This window comes from Curtobacterium sp. NPDC088465 (assembly GCF_044753165.1).
Lineage (GTDB): Bacteria > Actinomycetota > Actinomycetes > Actinomycetales > Microbacteriaceae > Curtobacterium.
Genome location: NZ_JBIVMR010000002.1, coordinates 219,495 through 241,734 on the forward strand (window position 1 = coordinate 219,495; position 22,240 = coordinate 241,734).

General features: G+C 71.6%; 21 protein-coding genes. 18 read left to right on the forward strand and 3 right to left on the reverse strand.

Translation table 11 applies throughout. The features are described from left to right. Positions 1-2 precede the first annotated feature (2 nt). The 10 genes from dxr (at position 3) to rbfA (ending at position 12,651) form a co-directional block, all read left to right on the forward strand. Entirely contained in the window at positions 3-1,088 is a 1,086-nt protein-coding gene (gene dxr / locus ACIP6W_RS08365) for a 1-deoxy-D-xylulose-5-phosphate reductoisomerase (protein WP_066654590.1), read from the forward strand. Between the two features lie 145 nt (positions 1,089-1,233). Further along, positions 1,234-2,568, forward strand: coding sequence for a M50 family metallopeptidase (locus ACIP6W_RS08370; protein WP_400429029.1), 1,335 nt, complete (start codon positions 1,234-1,236; stop codon positions 2,566-2,568). Positions 2,569-2,615: 47 nt separating this feature from the next. Next, the gene (locus ACIP6W_RS08375; RefSeq protein ID WP_271825776.1) at positions 2,616-4,064 is read left to right on the forward strand and encodes a cytosine permease; all 1,449 of its coding nucleotides are present in this window, start codon (positions 2,616-2,618) and stop codon (positions 4,062-4,064) included. After that, positions 4,061-4,636, forward strand: a complete 576-nt coding sequence (locus ACIP6W_RS08380; protein WP_066654586.1) for a cysteine hydrolase family protein — start codon at positions 4,061-4,063, stop codon at positions 4,634-4,636. Before ACIP6W_RS08375 ends, ACIP6W_RS08380 begins: the two co-directional genes overlap by 4 nt. A 50-nt stretch (positions 4,637-4,686) precedes the next feature. Continuing rightward, on the forward strand, positions 4,687-5,820 hold the full coding sequence (gene ispG, locus ACIP6W_RS08385; RefSeq protein ID WP_126892096.1) for a flavodoxin-dependent (E)-4-hydroxy-3-methylbut-2-enyl-diphosphate synthase: 1,134 nt from the start codon (positions 4,687-4,689) through the stop codon (positions 5,818-5,820). Positions 5,821-5,858: 38 nt separating this feature from the next. Continuing rightward, positions 5,859-7,613, forward strand: a complete 1,755-nt coding sequence (locus ACIP6W_RS08390) for a proline--tRNA ligase (RefSeq protein ID WP_400429032.1) — start codon at positions 5,859-5,861, stop codon at positions 7,611-7,613. 143 nt (positions 7,614-7,756) lie between these two features. Further along, entirely contained in the window at positions 7,757-8,752 is a 996-nt protein-coding gene (gene nusA / locus ACIP6W_RS08395; protein ID WP_066654582.1) for a transcription termination factor NusA, read from the forward strand. A 99-nt stretch (positions 8,753-8,851) separates the two neighbouring features. Then, entirely contained in the window at positions 8,852-9,169 is a 318-nt protein-coding gene (locus tag ACIP6W_RS08400; RefSeq protein WP_082687788.1) for a YlxR family protein, read from the forward strand. 75 nt (positions 9,170-9,244) lie between these two features. Beyond that, entirely contained in the window at positions 9,245-12,106 is a 2,862-nt protein-coding gene (gene infB, locus ACIP6W_RS08405) for a translation initiation factor IF-2 (protein WP_400429034.1), read from the forward strand. A gap of 89 nt (positions 12,107-12,195) precedes the next feature. Then, positions 12,196-12,651, forward strand: a complete 456-nt coding sequence (rbfA, locus tag ACIP6W_RS08410; protein ID WP_251159757.1) for a 30S ribosome-binding factor RbfA — start codon at positions 12,196-12,198, stop codon at positions 12,649-12,651. Positions 12,652-12,767: 116 nt separating this feature from the next. Here the strand turns inward: rbfA and ACIP6W_RS08415 are convergent, their stop codons facing one another. Next, positions 12,768-13,634, reverse strand: a complete 867-nt coding sequence (locus tag ACIP6W_RS08415; protein WP_400429036.1) for an A/G-specific adenine glycosylase — start codon at positions 13,632-13,634, stop codon at positions 12,768-12,770. Between the two features lie 85 nt (positions 13,635-13,719). On the opposite strand from ACIP6W_RS08415, the gene ACIP6W_RS08420 reads away from it, so the two are divergent. From ACIP6W_RS08420 to ACIP6W_RS08440, 5 genes are all read left to right on the forward strand, one after another. After that, the gene (locus ACIP6W_RS08420) at positions 13,720-14,166 is read left to right on the forward strand and encodes a hypothetical protein (protein ID WP_144411305.1); all 447 of its coding nucleotides are present in this window, start codon (positions 13,720-13,722) and stop codon (positions 14,164-14,166) included. A gap of 48 nt (positions 14,167-14,214) precedes the next feature. Further along, positions 14,215-15,177 (forward strand): tRNA pseudouridine(55) synthase TruB, encoded by a 963-nt coding sequence (gene truB, locus ACIP6W_RS08425; protein WP_251159758.1) that lies wholly within the window; start codon positions 14,215-14,217, stop codon positions 15,175-15,177. Further along, entirely contained in the window at positions 15,174-15,539 is a 366-nt protein-coding gene (locus ACIP6W_RS08430) for a hypothetical protein (RefSeq protein ID WP_209682430.1), read from the forward strand. The genes truB and ACIP6W_RS08430 overlap by 4 nt, the downstream gene beginning before the upstream one ends. A gap of 65 nt (positions 15,540-15,604) precedes the next feature. Then, a complete protein-coding gene (locus tag ACIP6W_RS08435) occupies positions 15,605-16,045 on the forward strand; it encodes a hypothetical protein (RefSeq protein ID WP_066654565.1) in 441 nt (146 codons plus the stop codon). 8 nt (positions 16,046-16,053) lie between these two features. Further along, entirely contained in the window at positions 16,054-17,016 is a 963-nt protein-coding gene (locus ACIP6W_RS08440; RefSeq protein ID WP_209682432.1) for a bifunctional riboflavin kinase/FAD synthetase, read from the forward strand. 261 nt (positions 17,017-17,277) lie between these two features. Here the strand turns inward: ACIP6W_RS08440 and ACIP6W_RS08445 are convergent, their stop codons facing one another. Both ACIP6W_RS08445 and ACIP6W_RS08450 read right to left on the reverse strand, forming a co-directional pair. Then, on the reverse strand, positions 17,278-18,510 hold the full coding sequence (locus ACIP6W_RS08445; RefSeq protein WP_400429038.1) for a DUF349 domain-containing protein: 1,233 nt from the start codon (positions 18,508-18,510) through the stop codon (positions 17,278-17,280). Between the two features lie 149 nt (positions 18,511-18,659). Beyond that, positions 18,660-19,472, reverse strand: a complete 813-nt coding sequence (locus ACIP6W_RS08450; protein ID WP_209682435.1) for a peptidylprolyl isomerase — start codon at positions 19,470-19,472, stop codon at positions 18,660-18,662. A 129-nt stretch (positions 19,473-19,601) separates the two neighbouring features. On the opposite strand from ACIP6W_RS08450, the gene ACIP6W_RS08455 reads away from it, so the two are divergent. From ACIP6W_RS08455 to ACIP6W_RS08465, 3 genes are all read left to right on the forward strand, one after another. After that, positions 19,602-21,014, forward strand: a complete 1,413-nt coding sequence (locus ACIP6W_RS08455; protein WP_400429656.1) for a replication-associated recombination protein A — start codon at positions 19,602-19,604, stop codon at positions 21,012-21,014. 236 nt (positions 21,015-21,250) lie between these two features. Next, complete coding sequence (rpsD, locus tag ACIP6W_RS08460) at positions 21,251-21,880, forward strand: 30S ribosomal protein S4 (RefSeq protein WP_066654559.1); 630 nt, start codon at positions 21,251-21,253, stop codon at positions 21,878-21,880. Between the two features lie 136 nt (positions 21,881-22,016). Then, entirely contained in the window at positions 22,017-22,199 is a 183-nt protein-coding gene (locus tag ACIP6W_RS08465; RefSeq protein ID WP_066654557.1) for a hypothetical protein, read from the forward strand. The last annotated feature ends 41 nt before the right edge of the window (positions 22,200-22,240 follow it).

The window sequence follows — 22,240 nt, forward strand, 5'->3', positions numbered from 1 at the left end:
CCGTGCCGACCAGGCGTCGCATCGTCGTCCTCGGCAGCACGGGCTCGATCGGCACCCAGGCCCTCGACGTCGTCGCCCGGAACCCCGACCGCTTCGAGGTCGTCGGCCTGACCGCCGGCACGAACCGTGCCCTCGTCGCCGAACAGGCCGAGCGGTTCCACGTCCGTGACACCGCCTTCGGCGCGGCCGACGCCGAACGCCTCGTCCGGAGCGTCGAGGCGGACGTCGTGCTCAACGGCATCACGGGTTCCGTCGGCCTGGGTCCGACGCTCGCCGCGCTGGAGTCCGGTGCGACGCTCGCCCTGGCGAACAAGGAGAGCCTGATCGTCGGCGGTGCGCTCGTGCAGGCCGCCGCCCGTCCCGGGCAGATCGTGCCCGTCGACAGCGAGCACTCCGCGATCGCGCAGGCGCTGCGCTCCGGTTCCGACGCGGAGGTCCGCCGCCTGGTGCTCACGGCCAGCGGCGGACCGTTCCGCGGACGCTCACGGGAGAGCCTGCGCGACGTCACCCCGGCCGAGGCCCTCGCGCATCCGACGTGGGACATGGGCCTGGTGGTGACGACGAACTCCGCCACGCTGGTGAACAAGGGGCTCGAGGTCATCGAGGCGCACCTGCTGTTCGGCGTGCCCTACGACCGCATCGACGTCACCGTGCACGCCCAGTCGATCGTGCACTCGATGGTCGAGTTCGTCGACGGGTCGACGATCGCCCAGGCCTCACCGCCGGACATGCGGCTGCCCATCGCGCTCGGCCTCGCCTGGCCGGACCGGGTGCCCGGCGTCGGGGTCCCGCTGGACTGGACGACCGCGAGCACCTGGACGTTCGAACCGCTCGACGCCGAGGCGTTCGGCGCCGTCGACCTGGCCAAGCACGTGGGCGTGCTGGGTGGGACCTTCCCGGCGGTCTTCAACGCGGCGAACGAGCAGGCGGTCGCCGCGTTCCACGCGGGTGCGATCGGCTTCCTCGACATCGTCGACACCGTCCGTCGCGTCGTCGACGAGCACACCGCGGGGGAGTCCTCCCTCGACGGCGTCCTGGCGGCGGAGCGCTGGGCGCGCGTGACGGCGGACCGCCTGCTGGCCCGCTGACGCACCCGGGCGTCGCGAGCCCGCCGCGCGGTCGCGCGACGGGTGCGCCCACGGTGATCCGTGCCTCCAGGCCGGCCGGGAGGCACGGCAGACCTCTCAGGGCGCGTTCGGCTCCGTCATGGGAAGGGTCCCGTACCCTCTGACGGTGACCGTCGAATCCGTGCTCCTCTTCGTCCTCGGCGTGGTCGTCTTCATCGTCGGCCTGCTGGTCTCGATCGGACTCCACGAACTCGGACACCTGTCGTTCGCGAAGCTCTTCGGGGTGAAGGTCACGCAGTACTCCCTCGGCTTCGGCAAGGCGATCTGGTCCTTCCGACGGGGGGAGACCGAGTACGGCATCCGACCGATCCTGCTCGGCGGGTACATCTCCATGGTCGGCATGCTCAAGCCGCGTGCATCGGGCCGGCCGAACGCGATCACGAACACCGGCATGTACGGCGCGTTCGTGCAGGACGCCCGCCAGGCCAGCGCGGAGCAGATCGCCGACTCCGGCGGCGACGACTCCCGCGCGTTCTACCGGCTGACGCCGTGGAAGCGGATCATCGTCATGGTCGCGGGGCCCGCCATGAACCTGGTGATCGGCATCGTGCTGTTCGGCGTGCTGCTGTGCGGGTTCGGCGCGCCGACCACCACCTTCACGTCGAGCGTCGACTGCGTGCTGCCGACGAGCAGCGCGACGACCTGCACCGCCGGGGATGCCGAATCGCCCGCGAAGCAGGCGGGCATCCGCGACGGCGACGTCGTGCTCGCGGTGGACGGGCAGCAGGACCCGACGATCGCCGAGGTGTCCCGTGTGTTCCAGCGGTCGGCAGGGGAGAGCGTCAGCGTCGTCGTGGAGCGTAACGGCCAGCGGCGGACGCTCGAGGTCACGCCGCAGCTCGCGACCCGCGACGTCGTCACCGAGCAGGGCACGGTCGCGAAGAACGCGGACGGCTCGACGAAGACCCAGCGCGTGGGCGTGGTCGGTGTCAGCATCGGGCAGTCGCTGGTCCGGCAGTCGCCGGCGGCGGTGCTGCCCGCGACCGGGGCGCAGATCGCCGCGTCGGCGCACCTCATCATCGACCTCCCGCAGCGTCTGGTCGCCGTCTGGAACGCGGCCTTCGGCGCGCAGGAGCGGTCGCAGGACAGCCCGGTGTCGGTCGTCGGCGTCGGTCGGGCGATCGGCGAGGTCTCGTCGATGAGCGGCGTGCCGGTGGTCGACAAGGCGTACACGATCCTCGGGCTGCTCGCCTCGCTCAACATCGGCCTGTTCGTGCTGAACATGGTGCCGCTCCTGCCGCTCGACGGCGGGCACATCGCCGGTGCGCTGTGGGAGGCCGTGAAGCGCCGTGCGTACCTGCTCGTCGGCAAGCCGGACCCGGGCGCGATCGACCTGGCGAAGTCGATGCCGCTGACGATGGTCGTCGTGGTGCTGCTGGCCGGGATGAGCGCGCTGCTCATCTACGCCGACATCGTCCGTCCCGTGAACCTGTTCGGGTAGCGCGGCCACTCGCGCACGCGGGTCGCGCTGCCCACTACGCTCGGCGCATGAGCACCGCGCCAGAGGTCCGCGCCGTCGAGCGCCAGGGCATCGACGTCATCGCCGAGTCCGACCGGAAGGGGCGCCCGCGCGGGCTGTTCTGGCCGTGGTTCGCCGCCAACGTGTCGGTGCTCGGGCTGAGCTACGGTTCGTTCGTCCTCGGCTTCGGCATCTCCCTGGCGCAGGCCACGATCGTGTCCGTCGTCGGGGTGGCCTTCTCGTTCCTGCTGTGCGGCATCGTGGCGATCGCGGGCAAGCGGGGGTCGGCTCCGACGATGGTGCTGAGCCGCGCGGCCTTCGGCGTGCGCGGGAACCGGCTGCCGTCGTTCCTCAGCTGGGTCCTGACGGTCGGGTGGGAGACCGCACTGGCGTCGCTCGCGGTGCTCGCCACCTCGACGGTGTTCCGCGAGCTCGGCTGGGACGACGGTGTGGTGACGAAGCTCGTCGCCCTCGTCGTCGTGGCGGCCCTGGTGGTCGGGGCCGGGATCGCGGGCTTCGACGTGATCATGCGCCTGCAGACCGTCATCACCGTCGTGACCGCCGTGCTCACCGTCGTGTACGTCGTCCTCGCGGTGCCCTCGATCGACCTCGGCACCCTCGGCGCCCTGCCGGCGGGCAGCGCGCAGAACGTCATCGGCGCGCTGGTGCTCGTGATGACGGGCTTCGGCCTCGGCTGGGTCAACGCGGCGGCGGACTACTCGCGGTACCTCCCGCGGACGTCCTCGACGGGCGGCGTGGTCTGGTGGACGACGTTCGGCGGCGCCCTGGCACCCGCGGTCCTCGTCGTCGTCGGCGTCCTGCTCGCCGGCTCGTCGGAGGACCTGAACGCCGCGATCGGCGCGGACCCGATCGGCGCGCTGACGACGATCCTGCCGGTCTGGTTCCTCGTGCCGTTCGCCCTCGTGGCGATCCTCGGACTCGTCGGCGGTGCCGTGCTCGACATCTACTCGTCGGGCCTGGCGCTGCTCAGCGCCGGCGTGCGGATCCCGCGGCCGGTCGCGGCGGGCGTCGACGGCGTGTTCATGGTCGCCGGTGCCGTGTACGTCGTCTTCTTCGCGAAGGACTTCATCTCGCCGTTCCAGGCGTTCCTCGTCACGCTCGGCGTCCCGATCGCCGCGTGGGCCGGGGTGTTCGTCGCCGACGTGGTGTTGCGGCGTCGGGCCTACGCCGACGGCGAGCTCGACGACGTGCGCGGTCGCTACGGGGACGTGCGCTGGGCCGCGATCGCCCTCGTCGTGCTCGGGACGGTGCTCGGCTGGGGACTCGTCACGAACACGTACGGTGTGCCCGCGTGGCTCAACTGGCAGGGGTACCTGCTGGGACCGTTCGGCCTCGGCGGCCGCGAGGGCGCCTGGGCGTACGCGAACCTCGGGGTCCTCGTCGCCCTGGTCGTCGGCTTCGCCGGCACGCTGCTCACGGCGCGGGGGACGATCCGCCGCCAGGAGCACGACGCATGAGCGTCACGGTCCCGACCGACGCCTGGCTCGTCGCGATCGACCTGCAGGAGGTCTTCGCCGGCGACAGCCCGTGGGCGACACCGCGGTACGACGACGCCGCTGCCGGGACGCGACGGCTGCTCCCGCGGTTCGCCGGGCGCACCGTGTTCACCCGGTTCGTCGCGCCCGAGCGCCCGCAGGGCGCGTGGGTGCCCTACTACCGCGAGTGGTCGTTCGCGCTCGTGCCCGACACCGACCCCCTGTACGACCTGACCGCCCCCTTCTCGGCTGCGGCGACGGCCCACGGCGACCCCGTCGTCACCGAGCCGACGTTCGGCAAGTGGGGAGCGGGCCTCCGGGCCGTCGTCGGCGAGCACCCGCACCTCGTGCTCACCGGGGTGTCCACCGACTGCTGCGTCGTGTCCACCGCGCTGGCTGCGGCGGACGCGGGAGCGACCGTCACGGTCGTCGCCGACGCGTGCGCCGGCGCGAGCGACGAGGACCACGAGCGTGCCCTCGCGCTCATGCGGCTGTACGGGCCGCTCATCACGGTCGTGGACCGCGGGGCGGACCTGGTCACCGACCAGGTGTGACGTCACCGGGAGCGCGTAGAGTCACACCCGTGCCAGCAGTGAACCTCGGTCTGCCGAAAGTCCCCGAAACCCTGAGCCCGCGTCGGAAGTCGCGGCAGATCCGGGTGGGGAAGGTCCTCGTGGGCGGTGACGCCCCGGTCTCCGTGCAGTCGATGACGACGACGCCGACGACGAACATCAACGCGACGCTGCAGCAGATCGCCGAGCTCACGGCGTCCGGCTGCGACATCGTCCGCGTCGCCGTCCCGAGCCAGGACGACGCCGACGCACTGCCGATCATCGCCAAGAAGTCGCAGATCCCGGTCATCGCCGACATCCACTTCCAGCCGAAGTACGTCTTCCAGGCCATCGACGCCGGGTGCGCCGCCGTCCGCGTGAACCCGGGCAACATCCGGAAGTTCGACGACCAGGTCGGTGCGATCGCCCGGGCCGCGAAGGATGCCGGGGTGTCGCTGCGCATCGGTGTCAACGCCGGGTCGCTCGAACCGAGCCTGCTGCAGAAGTACGGCAAGGCCACGCCCGAGGCGCTCGTCGAGTCCGCCGTGTGGGAGGCATCGCTCTTCGAGGAGCACGACTTCCACGACTTCAAGATCTCGGTCAAGCACAACGACCCGATCGTCATGGTGAAGGCGTACCGTCAGCTCGCCGCCGCGGGGGACTGGCCGCTGCACCTCGGTGTCACCGAGGCCGGGCCGGAGTTCCAGGGCACGATCAAGAGCGCCACCGCGTTCGGCATCCTGCTCGCCGAGGGCATCGGCGACACCATCCGCGTCTCGCTGTCCGCGCCCCCTGCACAGGAGGTCAAGGTCGGCCTGCAGATCCTGCAGTCGCTCAACCTGCGTGAGCGCAAGCTCGAGATCGTCTCCTGCCCGAGCTGCGGCCGTGCACAGGTCGACGTCTACCAGCTGGCCAACGACGTGACGAAGGGCCTCGAGGGCATGACCGTGCCCCTGCGCGTCGCCGTGATGGGCTGCGTCGTGAACGGCCCGGGCGAGGCGCGCGAGGCGGACCTCGGCGTGGCCTCCGGCAACGGCAAGGGACAGATCTTCGTGAAGGGGCAGGTCGTCAAGACCGTCCCGGAGCGGGAGATCGTGCAGACGCTGATCGCGGAGGCGAACCGCATCGCCGACGAGATGGGTCCGGACGCCGCCACCGGGACCCCGCAGGTCGTCACGACGACCTGAGCCGCCGTCGTCGGACGCGCGCCGCTAGGCTTGCGTCCGTGGTCACACGGCTCTCCCATCTCTTCCTCCGCACGCTCCGCGACGACCCCTCCGACGCCGAGGTGACGAGCCACAAGCTGCTCGTCCGCGCCGGGTACGTCCGTCGTCAGTCCCCGGGCATCTTCGCGTGGCTCCCGCTCGGCCTGCGGGTGCGGCGCAAGATCGAGGACATCATCCGCGAGGAGATGGTGGCCGCCGGTGCGCAGGAGGTCCTGCTGCCGGCGCTGCTGCCCCGCGAGCCCTACGAGGCGACGGACCGCTGGACCGAGTACGGCGACGGCATGTTCCGCCTGCAGGACCGCAAGGGCTCCGACTACCTGCTCGCGCCGACGCACGAGGAGATGTTCGCGCTCCTCGTGAAGGACCTGTACGGCTCGTACAAGGACCTGCCCGTCACGCTGTTCCAGATCCAGGACAAGTACCGCGACGAGGCCCGCCCGCGCGCCGGTCTGCTGCGCGGCCGCGAGTTCACGATGAAGGACGCGTACTCGTTCGACCTCACCGACGAGGGGCTCGACCGCAGCTACCAGGTGATGCGCGACGCCTACGAGAAGATCTTCGCCCGCCTGGGCCTCGAGTACGTCATCGTCGCGGCCGATGCCGGCGCGATGGGCGGCTCGAAGTCCGAGGAGTTCCTGCACCCGATCGGCGTCGGCGAGGACACCTTCGTCCGCAGCGCCGGCGGCTACGCGGCGAACGTCGAGGCGTACAACACGCCCGTCCCCGACGCCCTGCCGATCGCGGGGCAGCCCGAGCCCGTGCTCCTGCCCGCTGCCGACACGCCGACGATCGACACGCTCGTCGCCCACGCGAACGAGGTCGCCCCGCGTGACGGCGCACCGTGGACCGCTGCTGACACGCTGAAGAACGTCGTGCTGGCGCTGACCCACCTCGACGGCACCCGCGAGGTCGTCGTGGTCGGACTGCCCGGTGACCGCGAGGTCGACCTGAAGCGCGCCGAGGTCGCCTTCGCACCGGCCGAGGTCGAGGCCGCCGGCGACGACGACTTCCGGAAGCACCCGGGCGTCTTCGTGAAGGGCTACATCGGCCCGCAGGTGCTCGGCTCCGCGAGCCCGTCGGGCATCCGCTACCTCGTCGACCCGCGCGTGGTCGAGGGGACGAGCTGGATCACCGGCGCGAACGAGCGCGGCGTCCACGTCTCCGGCCTCGTGATGGGTCGCGACTTCGCCGCGGACGGCGTCGCCGAGGTGTCCGACGTCCGTGCGGGCGACCCCGCTCCGGACGGCTCCGGCCCGCTCGAGACCGCCCGCGGCATGGAGATCGGTCACGTCTTCCAGCTCGGCCGCAAGTACGCCGAGGCGCTCGACCTCAAGGTGCAGGACGAGAACGGCAAGCTCGCGACGGTCACCATGGGGTCGTACGGCATCGGCGTGACGCGCATCATGGCGATCCTGGCCGAGGCGCACAACGACGAGAAGGGCCTGGCCTGGCCGAAGGAGGTCGCGCCGTTCGACGTCCACGTCGTGGCGACGGGCAAGGACCAGGTCGCGTACGACCTCGCTGCGTCGCTCATCGACAGCCTCGAGGGCGAGCGGTACGAGGTCGTGTACGACGACCGTCCGAAGGTGTCCCCGGGCGTGAAGCTCCGCGACGCCGAGCTGCTCGGTGTCCCGGTCGTCGTCGTCGCCGGGCGGAACGCCGCCGACGGTGTGGTCGAGCTCTGGGACCGCCGCTCGGGCGAGCGTCGGGACGTCCCGGTGGCCGAGCTGCTCGAGGCGGTCCGCGCGATCTGATCGCAACCCCTCCACGGACCGGAGGCGCGGTGTCGACCGGCACCGCGCCTCCGGTCCGTCTCGTGGTTCTGGGGTACGCTTGTAGCCGACTTCTGCGCAGTTCCACCCGCAGGAGCGACTCAGCTGAACACGGAGGCACCTCGGTGAAGATCGACCTCGCAGTCCTGCGACTCATGGAGCGCGAGCGGGAGATCCCGTTCGACGAACTCGTCCGCATCATCGAATCCGCCATCCTGACGGCGTACCAGAAGCACCGCGCGGAGAACGACGAGCCCGTCGACGCCCAGACCCGTGTCGAGCTCGACCGCAAGTCCGGCGAGGTCTCCGTCTACGTGCCGGAGCGCGACGAGGACGGCACCGTCGTCGGCGAGGCCGTCGACCAGCCGAGCGACTTCGGCCGCATCGCCGCCTTCGCCGCGAAGCAGGTCATCAACCAGCGTCTGCGCGACATCGGCGACGACAAGATCCTCGGCCAGTTCCGTGGCAAGGAGGGCGACATCGTCGCGGGCGTGATCCAGCAGGGTCCGAACCCGAAGATGGTGCACGTCGACCTCGGCACGGTCGAGGCGATCCTGCCGCCCGAGGAGCAGGTGCCGGGTGAGGAGTACAAGCACGGCAACCGCATCCGCGTCTACGTCACGAGCGTCGGCCGCGGTGCCAAGGGCCCGCAGATCACGGTCTCGCGCACCCACCCGGGCCTGGTCCGGAAGCTCTTCGCGCTCGAGGTCCCGGAGATCGCGTCGGGCGTGGTCGAGATCACGTCGATCGCGCGTGAGTCCGGGCACCGCACCAAGCTCGCGGTGAAGGCGAACGAGCCGGGCGTCAACGCGAAGGGCGCCTGCATCGGCGAGCTCGGTGCGCGCGTCCGCGCCGTGACGACCGAGCTCGGTGCGGAGAAGATCGACATCGTCGACTACTCGTCCGACCTGGCCTCGTTCGTCGCGAGTGCACTGTCGCCCGCGAAGGTCACGAGCGCGTTCGTGCTCGACGCGTCGACGAAGGCGGTCCGTGCCCTGGTGCCGGACTACCAGCTGTCGCTCGCGATCGGGAAGGAAGGGCAGAACGCCCGTCTCGCCGCGAAGCTGACCGGTGCGCGCATCGACATCCAGCCGGACTCCATACTGGACGGCGACGAGTAGGACACGACCGTGTCGGGCGACGCTCGTCGCCCGGCACCGTTTCGCTGGTGGCGTGGCCCGTCCGGGCGCGCCGGATCGCGGTGGTCGGAGGCAAGGAGTATGGTGGTTCCCGTCAGAACATGCATCGGCAGTCGTCGTCGTGCTCCCCGGTCCTCCCTCCTCCGTGTCGTCGCCCTGAGCGACGGTCGCGTCGTGGCGGACCCGAAGGCAGTCATGCCGGGGCGGGGAGCCTGGCTCACCCCGACCGTCGAAGCACACGATCAGGCCGTCAAGCGCAGGGCCTACCGCCGCGCGCTCCGGCTCGACCGTGAACCGGACACGTCAGCGGTACGTGACTACCTCGAGGCGCTCAGCGCCGAAGAGCAGGCGCGTCACCGGGACACGACAGAACAGGCTGAACGGCTTATGGACAACTGATGAGCGGCTCGAAGTGAGACCCGTCATCCAGTGAGTCCTGCCCCCTTCGCGGGGTGGGACCCGTGAAGGAGAACAGTGGCAAAACCACGCGTACACGAGATCGCATCCGAACTCGGTGTCGACAGCAAGACCGCAATGGAGAAGCTCAAGGAACTCGGCGAGTTCGTCAAGGGCCCGAGCTCCAGTGTGGAACCCCCCGTCGCGCGCAAGCTCCGTGCTGCGCTGCAGGCGGACGGCGCCTCGACGGCGTCGAAGCCCGCGGCCTCGGCGAGCCCGAGCGCTCCCGCGAAGGCCGCTGCCCCGCGGTCCGGCGCCCCGAAGCCCGGCGGTCCCCGTCCGGGTCCGGCGCGTCCGGCTCCCGCGCCGAAGGCCGAGCCCGAGGTCGAGGCGCCCGTCGCCGACACCCCGACGCCCGCCGCGCCGAAGTCGGTCGCGCAGCGCCAGGCCGAGGCCGAGGCTGCACAGAAGGCCGCGGCTGCCGAGAAGGCCGCCGCTGCCGAGCAGGCAGCGTCGGGTGAGCAGTCCGGCGACGACGCGAGCGCTCCGAAGAGCGACGCCGTCAAGCCGGGCGGCGCGCCGAAGCCCGGCTCCGCAGCCGGCCCCAAGCCCGGCGGTCCGAAGCCCGGCGCACGCCCGGGCAACAACCCCTACGCGTCCAGCCAGGGCATGGGCTCGCGCCCGCCGCGTCCCGGCAACAACCCGTACTCGTCCAACCAGGGCATGGGTCAGCGTCCCGCCGGCGGTGCCGGTGGCGGCAACGGCATCCCGCGTCCGGCCCCGCCGCGTCCCGGCGTGCCCCGCCCGGGCGCACCGCGACCGGGTGGCCCCGGTCAGGCGAACCGTGCCCCCGGCTTCGGGCAGCGCCCGGGCCAGGGCGGCGGTCGTGGCGGCCCCGGTGGTCGTCCGGGTGGTGCCGGTGGTGCCGGTGGCGGCTTCCCGCGCCCGGCGTTCAGCGGTCCGCGTCCCGCCGGTGGCGGTGGCCGCGGTCGTGGCCCCGGTGGTGGGACCGCCGGTGCGTTCGGTCGCGGTGGCGGCAAGAGCCGTGCCCGCAAGTCGAAGCGGACGAAGCGCGCCGAGTACGAGATGCGGCAGGCGCCGTCGCTCGGCGGTGTGCAGGTCCCTCGTGGCGACGGCAACACGGTCGTGCGACTCCGTCGCGGTGCGAGCATCTCGGACTTCGCGGACAAGATCGACGCCATGCCCGGCAACCTGGTGACCGTGCTGTTCCACCTCGGTGAGATGGCCACGGCGACCGAGTCGCTGGACGAGGCCACGTTCGAGGTCCTCGGCGAGGAGCTCGGCTACAAGATCCAGATCGTGTCGCCGGAGGACGAGGACCGCGAGCTCCTCGAGGGCTTCGACATCGACATCGACGCCGAGTACGCCGACGAGGACGACTCCGTCCTGCAGCAGCGTCCCCCGGTCGTCACCGTCATGGGTCACGTCGACCACGGCAAGACCCGACTCCTCGACGCCATCCGCAACTCGAAGGTGGTCGAGGGCGAGGCCGGCGGCATCACGCAGCACATCGGTGCGTACCAGATCGTCACCGAGCACGAGGGCATCGAGCGTCCGATCACGTTCATCGACACCCCGGGTCACGAGGCCTTCACCGCCATGCGTGCCCGTGGTGCGCAGGTGACGGACATCGCGATCCTCGTGGTCGCGGCGGACGACGGCATCATGCCCCAGACGATCGAGGCGCTGAACCACGCACAGTCGGCCAACGTGCCGATCGTGGTCGCGGTGAACAAGATCGACAAGGAGGGCGCGAACCCGGCGAAGGTCCGGCAGCAGCTCACCGAGTACAACCTGGTGGCCGAGGAGTACGGCGGCGACGTCATGTTCGTCGACGTGTCGGCGCGCAACAACGTCGGCATCCAGGACCTGCTCGACGCGGTGCTGCTCACGGCGGACGCCGGTCTCGACCTGCGTGCGAACCCCGACAAGGACGCTCGCGGTGTCGCGATCGAGGCCCGCCTCGACAAGGGTCGCGGTTCCGTCGCGACGGTGCTCATCCAGTCCGGCACGCTGCACGTCGGCGACGCCATCGTGGCGGGCACGGCCTACGGTCGCGTCCGTGCCATGACGGACGAGAACGGTGTGGCGGTCAAGGCCGCGACGCCGAGCCGTCCGGTCCAGGTGCAGGGTCTGTCGTCGGTGCCGCGCGCCGGTGACACCTTCCTGGTCACGGAGGAGGACCGCACGGCCCGCCAGATCGCCGAGAAGCGTGAAGCGGCCGAGCGCAACGCCCAGCTGGCCAAGGCCCGCAAGCGCATCTCGCTCGAGGACTTCACCCGTGCTCTCGAGGAGGGCAAGGTCGACTCGCTCAACCTCATCATCAAGGGTGACGTCTCCGGTGCCGTCGAGGCACTCGAGCAGTCGCTCCTGGACATCGAGGTCGACGACAGCGTCCAGCTCCGCATCCTGCACCGCGGTGTGGGTGCGATCACGGAGTCGGACATCGACCTGGCCACGATCGACAACGCGATCGTCGTCGGCTTCAACGTCCGCCCGGACGTCAAGGCCCGCGAGCGTGCGGCGCGCGAAGGCATCGACGTGCGCTTCTACTCGGTCATCTACAACGCACTCGAGGACATCGAGCAGTCCCTCAAGGGCATGCTCAAGCCCGAGTACGAAGAGGTCCAGTCGGGTGTCGCCGAGATCCGCGAGGTGTTCCGCTCCTCGAAGTTCGGCAACATCGCCGGTGTCATCGTCCGCTCCGGCACGATCACGCGCAACGCCAAGGCGCGCGTCATCCGTGACGGTGTGGTGCTCGCCGACGGCCTGGCCATCGAGTCGCTGCGTCGCTTCAAGGACGACGTCACCGAGGTCCGCACGGACTTCGAGGCCGGTATCGGTCTGGGCAAGTACAACGACATCCAGATCGGCGACGAGATCGAGACCACCGAGCTCGTCGAGAAGCCGCGCGACTGACGCCTGGCTATCCTGGACCCCGCTCCTCCCTCGGGAGGGGCGGGGTCCGTCCCGTTCCACCAGTAGATTCCCTGCCCCAGGAGGCACCCATGGCCGATCCGCAGCGCGCTCGCAAGATGGCGGACCGCATCAAGGAAGTCGTCGCACGGCGGCTCGACAGGGGGCTGCGCGACCCGCGCCTCGGATTCGTCACGATCACCGACGTCCGCGTGACGGGCGACCTGCAGCACGCGTCGGTGTTCTACACGGTCTACGGCACCGACGAGGAGCGTGCCGACTCGGCCGCCGCGCTCAAGGCCGCGACCGGGATGCTCCGCAGCGAGGTCGGCAAGAACATCACGGCGCGGCTCACCCCGTCGCTGGAGTTCATCGCGGACGCCCTGCCCGAGACGTCGGCGCACATGGAGGACCTGCTCGTCCAGGCGCAGCAGCGGGACGCGCAGGTGCGCGCCGCGTCGGCCGGCGCACAGTACGCCGGTGATGCCGACCCGTACAAGCACGACGAGGACGAGGACGAGGACGAGGAGCGCGACGAGCGCGCCTGACCTGCCGCAGCACCACGACGGCCGCCGGACACCCCGTCCGGCGGCCGTCGTCGTGCGACGGGCGGCCGATCGGCCACGGGGCAGGCGGGGGCGTCAGACGGCGGGCCCGACGGCCGTCAAGCGTCGGGCAGTCGGTACCCGGACGCGTCGTCGCCGGTCACGAGTCCGTCGCGCAGCAGGGACGCGAGCGCCCGGGCTCGCTGCTCGGCGTCCGGCCACACCAGGTCGACCTCGTCGCGCGTGACGGGCACGTCGCTGGCCCGCAGCTCGGCCATCACCAGACCGCGCACCTGGCGGTCGCTGCCGGCGAAGCGCGCCTGCTTCGGCGCCCGTGGCCCGTCGTGCTCCGGGTACCCGGCAGCCCGCCAGGCACACCGGTCGGCGATCGGGCACGCGTCGCACGCGGGGGAACGGGCGGTGCAGACGAGCGCGCCGAGCTCCATCACCGCGGCGTTCGTGGCCGCTGCGGTGTCGCGGTCCTCGGGGAGCACCGAGTCCATGAGCGGCAGGTCCCGCTTCGCGTTCGCCGGTCCGGGCTCGCCCTCGCCGAGGACCGCACGCGCGAGCACACGGCGGACGTTCACGTCGACCACGGGGTGCCGGTCGCCGTACGCGAACACCGCCACGGCGCGGGCGGTGTAGTCACCGATGCCGGGCAGGGCGAGGAGCGCGTCGACGTCGCGCGGGACCACGTTGTCGTGCTGCTCGGCGATCACGGTCGCCGCCGCGTGCAGTGCGAGCGCCCGTCTCGGGTAGCCGAGCCGGTCCCACGCGCGGACCGCGTCGCCGGGGGGTGACGCCGCGAGGTCCGCAGGCGTCGGCCACCGGGTGAGCCACGCCTCCAGACGGGGGACGACCCGCGCGACCTGCGTCTGCTGCAGCATGATCTCGCTGACCAGCGTGCCCCAGGCGGGGAACCCCGGCCGCCGCCACGGCAGGTCGCGGGCCTCGGTGCGGAACCAGGCCATCAGCGGGGACGCCATGTCGGGACGGCTCCGGTCCGTCGGGTTCTCCACAGCCGGTCGGGAGGCTCCGCTCGCGTTCACCACGACAGCCTACGGTGGGTGCATGGCACGCTGGGCACCGCAGGAGACCGACACGATGGCCGCGATCGCGAGCGAGGTGATCGCGCAGGTCGGGACGAACCGGACCGTCGTCGGCATCGACGGGCAGGACGGCACCGACCTCGAACGGGTCGCCGCGGCGCTCGTCGGGGCCTTCCAGCAGCAGGGGGTGTCCGCGATGGCTGCCGCTGCGCCGTCCGCCGACCTCGACGTCCTCCGCGCCGACGTCGTGACGCCGTTCCGCACGACCGGGGCGGGGGAGGGCGTGCTCGTCGTGCACGGGCAGGGACTGCTCGCACCGGGTCCGCGGGGGCTCTGGCGCTGGTCGCTGTGGGTGGAGCAGGAGGACGGCCGCCTCGAGCGTCGCGCGGACGTCAAGATCGCCGCCTCGGCCGTGCTCGACGTGACGGACCCGGACCACCCCCGTCGCGAGTGGAACGACGCCTGCTGACCACACCGGGCCGGTCGGGCTGACGCACGTCGCTGGTACCCTCGTCCGGTGCTCGCTACCCCGCCTGACGGTATCCTCCTCGTCGACAAGCCGCAGGGCATCTCCAGTCACCGGGTGGTGTCGATCGCACGTCGGCGCCTCGGCCTGAAGAAGATCGGCCACGCGGGCACCCTCGACCCGATGGCGACCGGTCTGCTGCTGCTCGGCGCCGGACCGTCCACCCGGCTCCTCACGCACCTGGTCGGACTCGGGAAGACCTACACGGCGACGATCCGACTGGGCGTCGGGACGGACTCGGACGACGCGGACGGCACGCCGACGTCAGCCGTCGGGGTCGCGGACGCCGACGTGTCCGACGACGCCATCGAGCGTGCGGTCGCCGCGCAGCGCGGGGTGATCGACCAGGTGCCCTCGACGGTCAGTGCGATCAAGGTCGACGGGCGACGGGCCTACGACCTCGCCCGGAAGGGCGAGGAGGTCGTGCTGCGCTCCCGCACCGTCACGGTGTCCCGCTTCGAGGTCACCGGCCGCGACGACCACACCGTCACCGTCGACGGTGCAGCGGTCCCCGTCGTGGACCTCGACGTCGTGGTCGAATGCTCCTCGGGCACCTACGTCCGGGCGCTCGCGCGTGACGTCGGGGCGGTCCTCGGCACCGGCGCCCACCTCACGGCGCTCCGCCGCACCGCCGTCGGCCCCTTCGCCGTCGCGGACGCGGTGGACCTCGAGGACGAATCGGTCGACGTCGCGGCGGCCCTGGCACGCCCGGCGGACGTCGCGCGTCGACTGTTCGACGTCGTCACGCTCGACGCGGTCGCGGCGAAGGACCTCACGGACGGCAAGCGGGTCGCGGTCGAGCACCCCGACCACGACGGGCCGGTCGCTGCGGTCGCGCAGGACGACGACCGGCTGGTCGGCCTCGTCTCGGTGCGGCGCGGTCGGTTGCGGGTCATCACCAACTTCCCGGCCCCGGCGACCGTCGGGACGACGACGGACGGAGCGCGCGCGTGATCGAGTGGTTCATGTGGGTGCAGCTGGCGGTGGCCGTGGTCGCCGGGCTGTTCGCCGTGGTCGTCGGGTTCCTCGGCTGGAAGCCCAACGACTACACCGTCGGCTCCCTCGCCCTCATCGAGCTGCTGCTCCTGGCGCAGGGCGTGGTCTCGCTCGTCCTCCCCGCCGTCGGCAGTCCGCCGCAGGGCAACGCGCTCGAGTTCGGGGTGTACGCCGTGTCGGTGCTGCTCGTGCCGCCGGCAGCGATCCTGTGGGCCCTGATCGACCGGACGAAGTGGAGCACGGTCGTGCTCGGTGCCGGAGCGTTCACCGTCGCGGTGATGGTCTACCGCATGTACCAGATCTGGTTCGCGCTGAACTGAGCCCGCCGTCGTCGCCGGTGCCCGCTCGTCCGCGCGCGTCACCCGTCGTCGGTAGACTCGTCGCCGTGGCGAACAGATCCTCCCTCGCGACCGGCATCGGCCGCGTCCTCATCGCCGTGTACGGCATCCTCGCCCTCGCGGCGACCGGGCGCAGCGTCGTCCAGATCATCGAGAAGTTCTCCTTCGCACCGTTCGCCTACACGCTGAGCGCCGTCGCCGCCGTCGTCTACATCGTGGCGATGATCGCGCTCATCGCCCCCGGCCGTGCCTGGTACCGCGTCGCCTGCGTGACCATCGGGTTCGAGATGGCCGGCGTGCTGGTCGTCGGCACCCTGTCGCTCCTCGACCGTCAGCTCTTCCCGGACGACACCGTGTGGTCGTACTACGGCCTCGGCTACCTCTTCGCACCGCTCGTGCTCCCGATCGCCGGGCTCTGGTGGCTCCGCAAGCACCACCGCACCGCCGTCGCCGGACCCGCTGCCGCGTCGGCGACGGTCGGCGAGTAGGGATCGACGTGCAGTACTACGACGACGTCGCCGACGTGGCGCAGGGCTTCGGACCGAGTGCGGTCACCATCGGCAAGTTCGACGGCGTCCACGTCGGACACCGGGCGGTGATCGCGCACCTCGAACGCGCCGCCCGTGAGCGCGGGCTGGTGTCCACCGTGGTGACCTTCGACCGCCACCCGCTCAGCGTCATCGACCCCGAACGGGTTCCGCCGGCGCTGACGAGCACCCCGCAGCGACGCGAGCTCCTCGAGGGCATCGGGGTCGACGCCATGCTCCTGCTGCGCTTCGACCAGGACCTGCAGTCGCAGGCCCCCGAGGCGTTCGTCTCCGAGATCCTCGTCGGCACCCTGCACGCCGAGCTCGTGTTCGTCGGCAGCGACTTCCGGTTCGGCGCCCGCGGTGCCGGCGACGTCGCGCTCCTGCGTCGACTGGGGGAGCAGCACGGCTTCCGCGTCGAGCTCATCGACGACGTCGACCTGCGCGACGACGTGCGCCCCGCTGACGAGCGACGCGTCTCGTCCACCTGGATCCGCGAGCTGCTCGGTGACGGACGTGTGGCCGAGGCTGCCCGTCTGCTCGGGCGCGAGCACGCGGTCCGGAGCACGGTGGTGCACGGGAACCAGCGTGGTCGGGCCATGGGGTACCCGACGGCGAACCTCGACCCTGCGTGCGAGGGCTTCGTCCCGGCCGACGGCGTCTACGCGGCTCGCGTGCTGCACGAGGGCACGGTGTACCCGGCGGCGGTGTCCGTCGGCAACAACCCGACGTTCGAGGGCGTCCCGGCGAAGCAGATCGAGGCGCACCTGCTCGACGTCGACATCGACCTGTACGGGGACACCATCTCGGTGCTGTTCGTGTCGTTCGTCCGCGGCATGGTCGCGTTCTCGTCGATGGACGAGCTCGCGGCCCAGATGCGGCAGGACGACCTCGACATCCGGCTGTTGCTCGGACTGCCCGCGCCGGTCTGACGCCGGGCCGGGCCCGCCCTGCGCGAGTCTCGGCCAGCCCCGCGCGGGTCTCGGCCGGCCAGGGGCGAGTCTCGGCCAACCGAGGGCGAGTCTCGGCCTGAGCGACACGTCTCGCGCGTCCGAGCACGAGCACCGTCGCTCAGCCCGAGACTCGGCTCGCAGCTCGCAGCTCGCAGCTCGCAGCTCGCAGCTCGCAGCTCGCAGCGACGCAGGACGCCCCGCGACCGATCAACGGTCACGGGGCGTCCTGCGCGGTGCTGATCAGCTCCCGAGGGCGTCGAGCCAGATCTTGCGGGCGTCGAGGGCCTCTTGCGCCGCCGTGATCTTGCGGGCGTCACCGGAGGCCTGTGCGGCCTCGAGCTCGGCCTGGAGCTTGCCGATGGCGTCCTCGAGCTGACTGGCGAGGCCGGACTGTCGCGCCTTGCGCTCCGGGTCCGAGGCCTTCCAGTGCTCGTCCTCGAGGCTCCGGACGTGGTCCTCGACCGTGCGCAGGCGGTCCTCGATCCGGCGGACGTCGCCGCGGGGGACCTTGCCGATCTCGTCCCACCGGCGCTGGATGTCCGTCAGGGTCCGGCGTGCGGCGACGCGGTCGGTCTGCTGCAGCAGCGGCTCGGCCTCGGTCAGCAGGGCCTGCTTCGCGACGAGGTTCGCGCTGAACTCCTCGTTCTCGACGGCGGCCTCGGCGTGGCGCTGCTCGAACAGCACGTCGCCGGCTGCCTTGAACCGTGCCCAGAGTGCGTCGTCGTGGCGCTTGCCGGCGCGCCCGGCCCGCTTCCAGTCGTCGAGCAGCTCGCGGTAGGCCGGGATGCCGTCCGTCCCGCGGGTCGCGAGCGCCTCGGCCTGCTGCACGAGCTCCTGCTTGCGGTTCCGCGCGTCGCGGTGCTGCGCGTCGAGCTCCGAGTAGAAGGCACGGCGGTGCTGGTCGACCGTCGAGCGGGCGGCACGGAAGCGCTTCCAGAGGTCGTTCGCGTCGTTCTTCGGCAGGCGCGGACCGTCGTGCTGGTGCTGCTGCCAGCGGGCGAACACGTCGTCGAGCTGCGCGGTGATCTGCTTCCACTGCGCGCGGGCCGGGTCGACGGCGGCGAGCGACTCGGCCTCCTCCACCAGGGACGCGCGGTACGCGAGCGCGTCCGTGAGCGCCTGCTGCGCCTGTGCCTGCTGCTCCTTGGTGAGCGACCCCACCTGCTCCGACAGGCTCGCGACACGGTTCTCGAGCGACTTCAGGTCGCCGACGACCCGGGCCTCGGCGACCTGCGTGCGCAGGTGCTCGACGGTCCGGGCGACGTCGTTCGCCGAGGCGCCACGCTGGACGCGCTGCTCGGCGATCTTCACCTGCCCCTCGAGGTCGGCGTACTTGCGCGCGAAGTACGCGAGGGCCTCGTCCGGGGTGGCGTCCGGGTACTCGCCGACAGCCTTCTCGCTGTCGTCGTACCGGACGTACACCGTCCCGTTCTCGTCGACCCGGCCCCAGGTCGTTGCTTCGTCAGGTCCCACAGGTCTCGCCTCGATCGTGGTCGTGCATCACCGACGTCCCCGTCGGCACGGTCAGGTCGTCAGCCTATTGCACCGGAGGGGCGCGGGGGCCAGTGGGACGTGCGGGCTGTGGACGACCGCGGACCCGGGTCCGTGGCGACCCGGTCCGGTCAGCCGTCCTTCCGGATGGTCGCGCCGGTGATCGTCGTGGCGACCTCCGGCTCGCCGGTGCCGTCGGACCCCGCCGACGCGATGCCCTTCGAGGTGATCTCGCGCTCCAGGTCGCCGAGCCCGCTCGTGACCTTGCCGACCACGGTGTAGCCGCCCGTCGACGCGTCGAGCGTCGTGTCGCCGTAGACGATGAAGAACTGCGTGGACTGCGAGTACGGCGACGCGCCGCGCGCGATCGCCAGCGTGCCCTCGGCGTAGCGGCCGTCGCTCGGGACGTTCTCGAGCGGGCCGTACTGGAACCCGGCGTCACCCGTGCCGTCGCCGTTCGCCGAGCCGCACTGCAGGAACCGGAAGTCGGCGCTGTCGGCCAACCGGTGGCAGGTGGTGCCCTCGTAGAACTGCTTCCGGATGAGGTCGATCTCCACGCTCGCCGCCTGCGGAGCGGCCGCGCCGTCGAGCTCGATGCCGAGCTCGACGTCCTTGTTCAGCGTCAGCGTGCCGGTCCAGGTCGCCCCGTCCGCGATGCCCTTGCTCGGCACCTTCCCGGTGTTGCCGGCCGTCGCACTCGCCGACGGGGTCGGGGTGGACGTGGCACTCGCGCTCGCGTCCGGTGCATCGCCGGCCCGCGATCCCGCGAAGGCGAGCTGCGACCCGGTGGCGAGCGCCGCCACGAGCACGAGCACACCCGCGCCGACGACGTTGTCCCGCACCCTCCGGCGTCGCTGCCGGTCGTGCAGGCCCTGTCGGGCCTGGTACAGACGGAGCCGCTCACGCGCCTCGCGGTTGTCGCGCGCCTGGTTCTTCGGTGCCACGGTGCTGATCGGACCTCTCGTCGACTGTGCCGACGAGCGTAGCGGACCGCGGGGGACGCCCGACCTGGAGGCACGCAGCACGTCGGCGGTCCGGCCTACCATCGGAGCATGGCAGCGGATCGATCGGGCATGCGCGCGCCCACGACGGGTGGTCGCGCCGGGTTGGCTCAGGGGTCCGTCCCGCTGGCGGTGCGGATGCGTCCGACGAGCCTGGACGAGGTCGCGGGGCAGCAGCACCTGCTCGGGCGGGGCAGTCCGCTGGTGCAGCTCGCCACCGGGACGCGTGAGAACCCCGGCGGGGTGTCGGTGATCCTCTGGGGTCCGCCCGGCACCGGCAAGACGACCCTGGCACAGGCGATCGCGCGGCAGTCCGGTCGCGAGTTCGTGGAGCTCTCGGCCGTGACGGCCGGCGTGAAGGACGTGCGCGAGGTCATGGAGAAGGCCCTCACGCACCGCGACCTGTACGGCTCGACCACCGTGCTGTTCCTCGACGAGATCCACCGCTTCAGCAAGGCCCAGCAGGACGCGCTGCTGCCCGGTGTCGAGAACGGGTGGGTCATCCTCATCGCCGCGACGACCGAGAACCCCTCGTTCTCCGTGATCTCCCCGCTGCTCTCCCGTTCCCTGTTGCTCACCCTCAAGCCGCTCACGGACGAGGACCTCGGCATGCTCGTGGACCGGGCGGTCGAGGACCCGAGGGGCCTGGGCGGCTCGGTCGTCCTCGGGGACGACGCTCGTTCGGCGATCGTCCGGCTGTCCTCCGGCGACGCGCGTCGGGCCCTCACCGCGCTCGAGGCCGCCGCGTCCTCCGCGATCGCGGCGCGGACCGGCGATGCGGACGACGACGAGGACGAACCGCGCGACGACCTCGCCCTCGACGTCGCCCTCGACGACGTCGAGACGGTGCCGCTGGTCGACGCCGACACGGTGGCCGCCGCGGTGGACCGTGCCCTGCTGCGGTACGACCGACAGGGCGACGAGCACTACGACGTCATCAGCGCCTTCATCAAGTCGGTCCGGGGGAGCGACGTCGACGCCGCGCTGCACTACCTCGCACGGATGATCGAGGCCGGCGAGGACCCGCGGTTCATCGCACGGCGCATCATCATCTCGGCGTCCGAGGACATCGGCATGGCGGACCCGCAGGCCCTGCCGATCGCCGTCGCGGCCGCGCAGGCGGTGCAGCTCATCGGGATGCCCGAGGGGCGCATCCCGCTGGCCGAGGCCGTGGTCTACCTGGCGACGGCCCCGAAGTCGAACGCGTCCTACAACGGCGTGAACGCGGCGGTGGCGGACGTCAGGGCCGGGCGGATGGGCGTCGTCCCGGCGCACCTGCGCGACGCGCACTACCCCGGCGCGAAGCGGCTCGGGCACGGCAAGGGCTACGTCTACTCGCACGACGCCGAGCACGGGGTCGCCCGGCAGCAGTACCTGCCCGACGCCCTCGAGGGCACGGAGTACTACACGCCGACCGGCAACGGGTACGAGCGTGAGGTCGGGCCCCGGCTCGAGCGACTCCGCAAGATCACCCGCGGCGAGTGACGCCCGGTGCTTCTCCGGGCCTCTCGATGCTGCTATCGTTGACGGGCCTACGTCCTGGTCCTCGCGTGCGGCTGCGCCGAGGACAGAGTCCCGCTCCGGCGGGACGGGGACAGAGGTTCGGACTGTAGCCGTCCGATCCCACAGGCTCATCCCTCTGGATCCCGTCGCCGGGACCGCGCGCACGAGTGCGTGCCGTGTCCGGCGAGTCATTCAGTTCAGACAGAGAAAAGGACCCTGTGTCTACCAAGTCACGCACCCGCAGCAAGACCCGCCTCTCGCGCGCGCTCGGCATCCCGCTGACGCCGAAGGCGGCCCGCTACCTCGAGAAGCGCCCCTACGGCCCCGGTGAGCACGGCCGTACCCGCCGTCGTGCGGACAGCGACTACGCCGTCCGCCTCCGTGAGAAGCAGCGTCTGCGCGCCCAGTACGGCATCCGCGAGAAGCAGCTCCGCATCGTCTTCGAAGAGGCCCGCAAGACGAAGGGCCTGACCGGTGAGAACCTGGTCGAGCTCCTCGAGCAGCGCCTCGACGCCCTCGTGCTGCGTGCCGGCTTCGCCCGCACCACCGCGCAGGCGCGCCAGCTGATCGTGCACCGTCACATCCTGGTCGACGGCAAGCTCGTCGACCGTCCCTCCTTCCGTGTGAAGGAGGGCCAGATGATCCACGTCAAGCAGCGCTCCGAGTCCCTCGAGCCCCTCCAGGTCGCCGCTGCCGGTGGTCACCTCGAGGTCCTGCCGAAGGTCCCGGGCTACCTCGAGGTCGAGATCGAGAAGCTCCAGGCCCGCCTGGTCCGTCGCCCGAAGCGCGCCGAGGTCCCCGTGACCTGTGAAGTGCAGCTCGTCGTCGAGTACTACGCAGCTCGCTGATCCACGGATCACGCCCGAACGGCGGGTCGTCCTCTCAGGAGGACGGCCCGCCGTTCGGCGTCCCGGCCGTCCCACGCCACTACACTCGTTCGGGCACGCACCGCTCGCGTGCGCGAGAGGGAGAGGGAGAGGCACCGTGAAGCAGCTGTTCTTCGTCGCCGTCGGCGTCGTCATCGGCTTCGCCGCCGCGCACCGGATCGCGAACACACCCGGCGGCGCCCGCCTCTTCGCGGACGTGAACGCCAGGACGAAGGCGTTCACCGACGCCGTCGCCGACGGGTACCGCTCCCGCGAGGCCGAACTCCGCACCGACGCCTGAGCGTCACCGCGCCCCAGCTCCCACGCACCCTCCGCCGACCT

Bases quoted from the DNA above. Each gene is read 5' to 3' on its own strand.
- ACIP6W_RS08415 (WP_400429036.1), bottom strand. From the start codon at position 13,634: ATGGCGTCCCCGCTGATGGCCTGGTTCCGCACCGAGGCCCGCGACCTG.
- ACIP6W_RS08400 (WP_082687788.1), top strand. From the start codon at position 8,852: ATGGTGGTTCCCGTCAGAACATGCATCGGCAGTCGTCGTCGTGCTCCC.
- ACIP6W_RS08380 (WP_066654586.1), top strand. From the start codon at position 4,061: ATGAGCGTCACGGTCCCGACCGACGCCTGGCTCGTCGCGATCGACCTG.
- ACIP6W_RS08420 (WP_144411305.1), top strand. From the start codon at position 13,720: ATGGCACGCTGGGCACCGCAGGAGACCGACACGATGGCCGCGATCGCG.
- ACIP6W_RS08455 (WP_400429656.1), top strand. From the start codon at position 19,602: ATGCGCGCGCCCACGACGGGTGGTCGCGCCGGGTTGGCTCAGGGGTCC.
- rbfA (WP_251159757.1), top strand. From the start codon at position 12,196: ATGGCCGATCCGCAGCGCGCTCGCAAGATGGCGGACCGCATCAAGGAA.
- ACIP6W_RS08375 (WP_271825776.1), top strand. From the start codon at position 2,616: ATGAGCACCGCGCCAGAGGTCCGCGCCGTCGAGCGCCAGGGCATCGAC.